Origin of the sequence: Pseudoalteromonas sp. TAE56, assembly GCF_000497955.1 — a bacterium.
Classification (GTDB): Bacteria; Pseudomonadota; Gammaproteobacteria; order Enterobacterales; family Alteromonadaceae; genus Pseudoalteromonas.
Window position 1 is genome coordinate 1 of record NZ_AUTN01000119.1, and the last position, 8,058, is coordinate 8,058.

Here is an 8,058-nt window from a genome sequence, read left to right on the forward strand (position 1 = left end):
CTATTACTTGTGCACTTACCATTGCGGCTGCTTCAGGTATAACAGGATTTACTTTGCCAGGCATAATAGATGAACCTGGTTGAAGCGCTTCAAGCTCTATTTCACCTAAACCTGCAAGTGGGCCTGAGTTCATCCAGCGTAAGTCGTTCGCTATTTTCATTTGTGCGACAGCGAGTACTTTTAATTGCCCTGAAAGCGCGACGATGGCGTCTTGTGAGCCTATGTTATAAAAAAAGTTACTACTAGGCGTAAATCTAATGCCTACATTGGCACTCAGGTTTTCTGTAAATTTTGCTGCAAATTTAGGGTCTGCATTTATTCCTGTTCCAACGGCTGTACCGCCTTGTGCAAGCTCGCATACACGCTCTAAACTATGTCTAATTCCTGCAGCGGCATGGTTAACTTGTGACTGCCATGCACTTAGAGTTTGATCAAACGTTACAGGCATTGCATCCATTAAATGCGTACGGCCCGTTTTAACTATATGGCCTACTTCAGCTTTTTTCTTTTCCAGGCTTTGCGATAAGTTTTCAAGCGAAGGAAGTAATTCGTACACTACATTTATTGCGCTACTGAGTGCGATAGCAGTAGGGACTACATCGTTAGAGCTTTGCCCCATATTCACATCATCATTAGGGTGAATGCTTTCATTGCCTATCCGGCTAGCAAGCGTTGCAATAACTTCATTGGCATTCATATTTGAGCTTGTGCCCGAACCGGTTTGAAAAATATCAACGGGGAAATGCTCAATGTGCTCGCCATCAATAATACTTTGGCAAGCTTGCTCAATAGCATTGGCTTTAGCTTTGCTTAAATGCCCAAGCTCATAGTTACTTTGTGCTGCGGCTTGTTTTATATAAGCCAGTGCAGTTATAAATTGCTTCGGCATAGGTAAGCCACTAATGGCAAAATTATTAACCGCTCGCTGTGTTTGCGCTTGATAGAGTGCATCAGTAGGTACTTTTAGCTCGCCCATGCTGTCTGATTCTGTTCTAAAGTTGCTCATAAGTGTGCTCCTTAAAAAGGGTTGAATTCGTGACTAAGAATACGAGCTTCACGCTCAAGTATTAAAAATTGTGCAGTATTGTTATGCACTTTATAAAACCGTTTTAGTGCTAATAAAGGTTTGTATAACTGCTCTAAACATTGTTTACGAATAGCATTATGTATAAGAGGGTCGCACATTTTGTTTATAATTTCATGGTGTGTGCGTCTAAGGTAAAACTCTTGAAGCAAGGGGTTACGTTGTTGCTCAAATTTTTTGGCGACGTTAAGGGCGGTTTCTATGTAATCGGCAACGAGCATGGGTGCATGTAGGCCAGGTCTTAAGCAATGGCAAGAGAGTTCTTGATGGTAACGATGCTGGGCATAATTTGAAGACATAAAAAAACCGACTCAAGTTAACGATAATAGTTATCATTACATTTAATCGGTTTCAGTGTAAACAGTTATTATAAAAATTATTTGCGATACTAATTTGAGTTTTAATTGTAGCCAAGAATAAATATCTGATCTGTTTCATGTTTGGTCATCGCCTGTTGATTGTGTTTAGGGTGCGAAAGTAAATCGATTACTGTAGCTCTCATATCAACGGCGTAACTATGATCGTCGGTGGTTTTTTCGGTTATAGCAATAGCTGCGTCTACAGCTGTATAAGGGGGTATATGCATAATTTTATCCTTTGAAATTTAATATAAGTTAAACCCTTTAGTGGGTTAGTTATATAAAAGCATATTACGTACCAATCATAATGAATTAGCTCAACCATATGATAGTTGTAGTGTTTAAAAATTATATTTTTTTCATCACGACAAAATAAGCTAAATTTGCTTTACTGTTGTGCATTAATCTACAATTTTGGTGCACAGTAATGACAAAGCCATTTTCACAAGCCTGTGAAAACAATAAAACCCCTATTTTAGAGCAATTAAGAGTTGTATTAAAAAATACTAAAACAGTACTCGAAGTTGGCTCAGGAACCGGCCAGCATAGTGTTTTTTTTGCAGAGCAATTACCACATTTACAGTGGCATACAAGTGATCGCGCTATAAACCACGAAGGGATTAACTTATGGCACCGTGAAGCTAATTTAACTAATTTACATGCACCACTTGAGCTTGATTTAAATAATGAATGGCCAGTAGATAAGGTTGACGCTATTTATACTGCAAACACATTTCATATTGTGAGTTGGCAATTAGTTGAACGTTTTTTTGACGGTGTTAAACGTCACTTAAATAGCGACGGTATGTTGTGTATTTATGGGCCATTCAAATACAAAGGTGAATTTACCAGCCCAAGTAATGATGACTTTAGTGCTTTTTTAACAGAGCGCGATCCGTTAAGTGGAATAAGAGATTTTGAAGCAGTTGAACAACTAGCTAAGCAAGCAAGGCTTACGCTTATTAGCGATACAGCCATGCCTGCAAATAATCAGTTACTCGTTTTTAAACGGCAGTAATGAGCTACATTGCTCTTTATATATATCAATATGGCCGCGTTCACGCTTTAAGTAGTCGCTTATTGCATTACTAAAGTCGCCATCAACAATATGGTGAGCAGAGTAGGTAAGTACGGGTTCAAATCCGCGTGCTATTTTGTGCTCACCTTGTGCACCCGAATGAAAACAGTTGAGTTTATGCTTTATTGCAAACTCAATACCTTGGTAATAACACAATTCAAAGTGCAGCGAATCTACTTCTTCACTTGCTCCCCAGTAGCGCCCATAAAGCGTATTTTTACCTACTAAACTAAGTGTTGCAGCAATCACGTTATCGTCTCTTTTGGCCAGCATAATAACTAGAGTATTAGCCATTAAGGCATGTAAAAGCGTAAAAAACTCCATATTTAAATAGCCCAAATGACCAGAGCGCTTTAAGTAGGTACGCTGATAAAACTCACAAAACAATTGCATTATCTCGGGCGTAATTTGCGTTCCTTGCAGCCATTCAATATCAATGTTCTGTTGCGCTATTTTAGCTCGCTCTTTTTTAAGGGATTTACGTTTGCGTGAGTTAAGTATTTGCAAAAAGTCGTCAAAGGTTTCAAAACCTTTATTAAACCACTGAAATTGCACACCCACTCTTAGCATGGCGTGTTGCTCAGTTAATGATGTTGCTTGAGCTTGATCGCAAAAGTTAACATGCCATCCCGACCATCCTTGCTGAGCACTGTGTATGCTAAGTTGCTCTGTAATGTATTGATATACCGCATTTGGATTAGCGTGTTCAATAGCAATACGCTTGCCTTCAATGGGGCTAAAGGGAATGCCAGATAGCCATTTTGGATAATACTCTAAGCCGTGTTTTTCGTATGCCTCTGCCCATGCCCAGTCAAATACGTACTCGCCGTATGAATGACCTTTTAAATACCCGGGTGCAAGTGCAACGAGCGTATCATGTTCAAAAATAGCGAGGTGATGGGGCTGCCAACCACTTTTTTGTGTTACGCATTGGCTTTGTTCAAGGGCATATAAAAAAGCATGTTGAGTAAATGGTTCATCACCAAATAAACGTTGCCACTGCGCCTGATCAATCTCATTAATACTGCTAAACCATTGGTGCGAAAACGTTCCCATGACTACTTACCTTGTAGTTGTTTTAAGCTGTTCTACGTTTTTAATAAACGTACTAATTTGCATTTTAAGCTCGGTAAAATGAGGATTATAAGTTAAGCGCTGTAAAGCCGGATAGTGTTTTAAGTTAGCGCTTGTACGCTCTCCTAATTGTGGGTTTTTAGTTGTTTTACATGTTTTATATAGGGACTCGTCATTAATAAAGCTGCCACAATTACGATAGGTTGCGTTAATTCCATAATGTGGATTTTGCGGTGAGTTAACAACCGCAATATGCGATATACCATGAACTTTTTTACACTGAGACGTTGTGCATTGCGGGTTATTTACTGTGTAGTCACTAGCAAAGTCTGGCGGTAAAATATCAGTGCTTCCATAAAGTACTAAAGTATCGAGCGGCTTATATTTTACTGAATTATCTTTGTGTAATGCACTTAATAACTTTAGAGTGGCCCGTGTATCTATTGTTGTATCAATATCGCTAAGCACACTAAAAATAGGTAATTTAAGTGGAGGGCGTTTGCTTAAACTACTTACGCTTGCAAGTGACATTGCATCGTATGATGCTGCCGCTGCATTTAAAGGAAATGATTCATACTTAGCAAAGTCTACATCGGCGTCTTTATCAATCCAATTAACTAAGGGTATGGCATCAATCCACTTTGCTATCCAGCCGTACTTATTATGTGGCTCAGAGCCGGGCGAATAAAGCATAAGCGCTTTAATTTTAGGTGAAACAGTTTGCTTAGTTGCGTAATCAATAAGTAACGCTGCACCGGTAGAGTAACCTGCGAGTATCACCTCATCAAAATCTTGTACTGAGCGCTCAATACCGTATTTTATTGGCTGTTGCCATTGGCTAACGTCTACATTGAGTAAAGCACTTGCGGCGCTCCCATGTCCTGGTAATAAAATAGTACGCACAGTATAGCCTTGTTGATAATACACTTGTGCTAAATCGTGATACGTAAAGGGTGAGTCAGTTAGCCCGTGAATTAATAATGCTACTTTATTACTGTTTGAATGCGTTAGCTCAAAAGGAGCAATAATATCTGCAATAGTAGGGTTAGGTTTTCGCTTACCTTGTGTTACTAACTGCTGATACGTTTGTGTAATAACAGGGCATGGCATATTTGAACGTGGATTGGCTTTATTTATATGTTTATATGCAAAATCTAAGTAATCGTTAAATGGTAAAAGGGCGTGGTAATTAAAGCGCTGGTGGTTGTGCTCTTTTTCAAAGCGTAATAAGCCTTGTTGCTTACTTTTTGTTATAAATTTAAAGTCGCTTGCCTGCGATATACAGTTTTGAGCGACGGTAATATGCGAAAAAATACTTAAAACAAAACCAAAAGCTACTCTTAAAACTATTCTTAAAATTAAATCACTATTATTCATTAACTACTGCATATTGGGCAAGACACTCAGTTAGCTTAATGAGTTCAAGCGGTTTTGCAAGATGTTGGTTAAATCCAACGGCTTGTGCATGTGCTTTATCCTCTGGCATAACGTCGGCAGTTAAAGCAATAATCGGGAGTTCTTGTTCGGTTTTAAACTGGCGGATTAGGGCCGTTGCCCTATAGCCATCCATTACAGGCATTTGGCAATCCATAAGCACTAAGTCAAAATGCTGCTTTTTAACTATATCAACGGCCAGTTCGCCATTTTCTACTATATACGGCACAATCCCCAGCGAGCCAAGCATCGCTTTAATAACCATTTGATTCACTGGGTTGTCTTCTGCGACCAAAATGTCTAGCGAAGTAATATTAGTATTATCAAATGTAATAACATGTTCTTTTTTAGGCTCTGTTGTTTCTAATTGCATTGAAAATGTAAACGTAGAGCCTTTATCTATTTCACTTTCAAGTGCTATTTCTCCCCCCATTAATTGGCTTAGCTCTTTTGCTATTGTTAAGCCCAGCCCTGTACCACCAAATTGCCTAGAGGTAGAGCTATCAGCTTGGGTAAATGCATTAAATAATTTTTTATGTTGGCTTGGCTTTATACCTATTCCGGTATCCCTAATGGTTATAACAAGCTGTACTTTATTGGCGGCAGTAAACTCTGTTTCTATGTTTAAAGTAACGCTGCCTTGGCTTGTAAATTTAATCGCGTTACTACATAAATTAAGTAATATCTGCTCAATTCGCATAGGATCACCAATAAACCAGGTATCTAAAGGTAGCTTTGAGTTAACTTGCCATTTAATACCTTTGTTAATAGCGCTTTGTTCAAACATATTGTTTATGCGTGTTATTAAGGCACCTAGGTCGAATGCAATAGATTCAATAACTAACTTTTGGGATTCTATTTTTGATATATCAAGAATGTCATTAATTAAGTTTAATAAACTTTTAGATGATGAGTTTATTTTATCTAAATAGCCAATGAGTGTACTTGCAGTGTCTGTTTCGCGAGCAAGTGAAGAAAAACCAATTACGGCATTGAGCGGTGTTCGTATTTCGTGGCTCATATTAGCTAAAAATTGGCTTTTAGCTTGATTAGCTAAATCGGACTGCTGTTTTGCTTGTGCGAGTGAGTGTGTACGCTCTGCAACTTGACGTGTAAGCGCTATTTGTTGCTGATTAAACAGTAGTAAAACCATTAAAATTAAAGAACATACGGCAACTTGAAGTATGAGTAATAATAAAGTTAGCTGACTATTATGTTGTGTTAAAAAGCTTTCTTTAAGGGATAGTTTTACAATCCATTTTTGCCCTGCAAAGTCCACGTCAAACGACATTAAACGGCTGCCTTTGGCTTGCTGAACATCTTGAGAGTAATTACTATAAAACGGCGGTGTGTTTGTATCTTCATATATACCAATCGAAAACATATCAGACTGCTGTTTAGTAATAGCTTGTTCAATAATACTTCGTACTAAAAATACACCTGTGGCATAGCCTTTAATTGTTTCTTTATCGTTACTTTGAGAATACACAGGAGCAAATAATAAATAAGCTGGTTTAGGCTGTTTGGTCTGTACTAGTTGAATTATCTTAGTCCCTACGGGCATATATTTTATAGCAGGGTTAAGCAGGGAATTTTTTCGATCAGGGTTTGAAAATACATTAAAGCCAATAGCTTTTTGATTACCATTAAAAGGAGCTATGTATTTTACTATAACAAGGGGATCGCTAATTTCAAGAGGCTCACCTACTACATCAACATCTAAATGGTAAATGTTTGATATCTCTTGAGCAAAGACGTCTCGTTGATCTTGAGGTATTTTTGCATTCCACGATAAAGCGTGAATAAACGCATGCTGGGTTAGTAATTGGCTAGCATAAGAATAAAAATCTTGTTGGCTTAATGTTGAAGATGATTGAACCTGACTTGCTAGGCTCTGCACTGCAATAATACTGCGATTTGTATATCTATAAAGGCTATTTTCTATAACGTGTACTTCACGTTCGGCGATTTTAATTGTGCTTATACGGTTTTCTTGATCGTATAGCTGTGTTGTGACCGCAACCGACACAAATAAAATAGAACATACTGCAATTGTTGGAAACGCCGATATATTATGTTGGTTAGACTTTTGTGGTAATAAAGAAAGTAAAAACGGAGTTGCAATTATTACTCCTAATGTATCGCCAAGCCACCAGTAAATAACATTCTTCCAATGATTATCAATACTGTAAACTGAGTTAAATTGACTAAGAGCGAACACGCCAAAGTTAGCCGAAATTAAACTGACTAATATGGCTATGACGAGAATAAAGTAAATTATGTTTTTACGCTTTTTAAAGCGTAGTGGGTGGCCAAGCCAAAATTTTAGTAAAGCAGCGCCCACCATTGCCTGTATAACCACACCAAAGGCGATATACATTGCCTCGTTAAATGAGTTACCGACAAGGACTAGCTCATGAGCTGAACTATCAAAAATATTTAAATTAAATGCAATTGCAGCTACAAATAAAGGTGGGATAAAGCGCCACCACCAAATATAACAACCGACCAAAGCTATACCAGCAGGTAACCAAATTGGAATTATTTGCGAATTAAAAGCAAGTTTAGTGAGTGCTATACCCACTAAAAAATATGCTAAAGCAAACATGATGTAAAAAATAATAGAATGATTTTTAGAGTTAAAATTTTTCACATAAGGTCCAAGCAATTATTATTATCGTTTTGAAATATCAGTATAGCTAACAGTAAGTTATTTGGGTTATTTTTATAATGGTAACTGTTTTTTGCTAAATGATTGTTTAAGCACAACTGTTGATTCTATATTTGCGATACAACTTAAGCCACCTAGTTGATGTTTTACAAATGTTTCGTAGCTCTCAAGATTATGTGCAATTATTTTTAATAAATAATCATAGCTCCCTGATATTACACAACACTCTAATACATGTGGTAATTTTTCTACATGTTGCTCAAATTGCTCTGCAGCACTTACCGAGTTTTGGCTTAATCGCACAAACGCATATACCAACACATTAAGGTTAAGTGCTTTAGGGTTTATGGCGGCGTGG

7 protein-coding genes and 1 pseudogene (1 of these 8 only partly in view) are annotated in these 8,058 nt (G+C 37.7%); 1 reads left to right on the forward strand and 7 read right to left on the reverse strand.

Features of this window, described 5'->3' with window-relative positions:
- The 3 genes from L656_RS0114040 to L656_RS0114050 form a co-directional block, all read right to left on the reverse strand.
- On the reverse strand, positions 1-1,006 hold a 1,006-nt coding region (locus L656_RS0114040), incomplete at its 3' end, for a class II fumarate hydratase (protein WP_024599674.1).
- An 11-nt stretch (positions 1,007-1,017) separates the two neighbouring features.
- Positions 1,018-1,383, reverse strand: a complete 366-nt coding sequence (locus tag L656_RS0114045) for a hypothetical protein (RefSeq protein WP_231616833.1) — start codon at positions 1,381-1,383, stop codon at positions 1,018-1,020.
- Positions 1,384-1,484: 101 nt separating this feature from the next.
- A complete protein-coding gene (locus L656_RS0114050) occupies positions 1,485-1,670 on the reverse strand; it encodes a hypothetical protein (RefSeq protein ID WP_010554833.1) in 186 nt (61 codons plus the stop codon).
- 200 nt (positions 1,671-1,870) lie between these two features.
- Between L656_RS0114050 and L656_RS0114055 the strand changes: the two genes are divergently transcribed.
- Complete coding sequence (locus L656_RS0114055) at positions 1,871-2,461, forward strand: DUF938 domain-containing protein (protein WP_024599676.1); 591 nt, start codon at positions 1,871-1,873, stop codon at positions 2,459-2,461.
- On the opposite strand, the gene L656_RS0114060 is transcribed toward L656_RS0114055, so the two are convergent.
- From L656_RS0114060 to L656_RS01000000122310, 4 genes and pseudogenes are all read right to left on the reverse strand, one after another.
- Positions 2,438-3,577 carry a GNAT family N-acetyltransferase gene (locus tag L656_RS0114060; protein WP_024599677.1) on the reverse strand — a complete coding sequence of 380 codons (1,140 nt, stop codon included), beginning with the start codon at positions 3,575-3,577 and terminating at the stop codon, positions 2,438-2,440. The genes L656_RS0114055 and L656_RS0114060 overlap by 24 nt on opposite strands.
- A 6-nt stretch (positions 3,578-3,583) precedes the next feature.
- Positions 3,584-4,972 (reverse strand): alpha/beta hydrolase, encoded by a 1,389-nt coding sequence (locus L656_RS0114065; protein WP_024599678.1) that lies wholly within the window; start codon positions 4,970-4,972, stop codon positions 3,584-3,586.
- Positions 4,965-7,682 (reverse strand): ATP-binding protein, encoded by a 2,718-nt coding sequence (locus tag L656_RS0114070; protein ID WP_024599679.1) that lies wholly within the window; start codon positions 7,680-7,682, stop codon positions 4,965-4,967. The genes L656_RS0114065 and L656_RS0114070 overlap by 8 nt, the downstream gene beginning before the upstream one ends.
- Positions 7,683-7,754: 72 nt before the next feature.
- A pseudogene (locus L656_RS01000000122310) lies at positions 7,755-8,058 on the reverse strand (Lrp/AsnC family transcriptional regulator); it runs 163 nt beyond the window's last position.

Excerpts from the sequence above, each read along its gene's own strand:
- L656_RS0114045 (WP_231616833.1), bottom strand. The coding sequence starts at position 1,383 with ATGTCTTCAAATTATGCCCAGCATCGTTACCATCAAGAACTCTCTTGC.
- L656_RS0114050 (WP_010554833.1), bottom strand. The coding sequence starts at position 1,670 with ATGCATATACCCCCTTATACAGCTGTAGACGCAGCTATTGCTATAACC.
- L656_RS0114055 (WP_024599676.1), top strand. The coding sequence starts at position 1,871 with ATGACAAAGCCATTTTCACAAGCCTGTGAAAACAATAAAACCCCTATT.
- L656_RS0114060 (WP_024599677.1), bottom strand. The coding sequence starts at position 3,577 with ATGGGAACGTTTTCGCACCAATGGTTTAGCAGTATTAATGAGATTGAT.
- L656_RS0114065 (WP_024599678.1), bottom strand. The coding sequence starts at position 4,972 with ATGAATAATAGTGATTTAATTTTAAGAATAGTTTTAAGAGTAGCTTTT.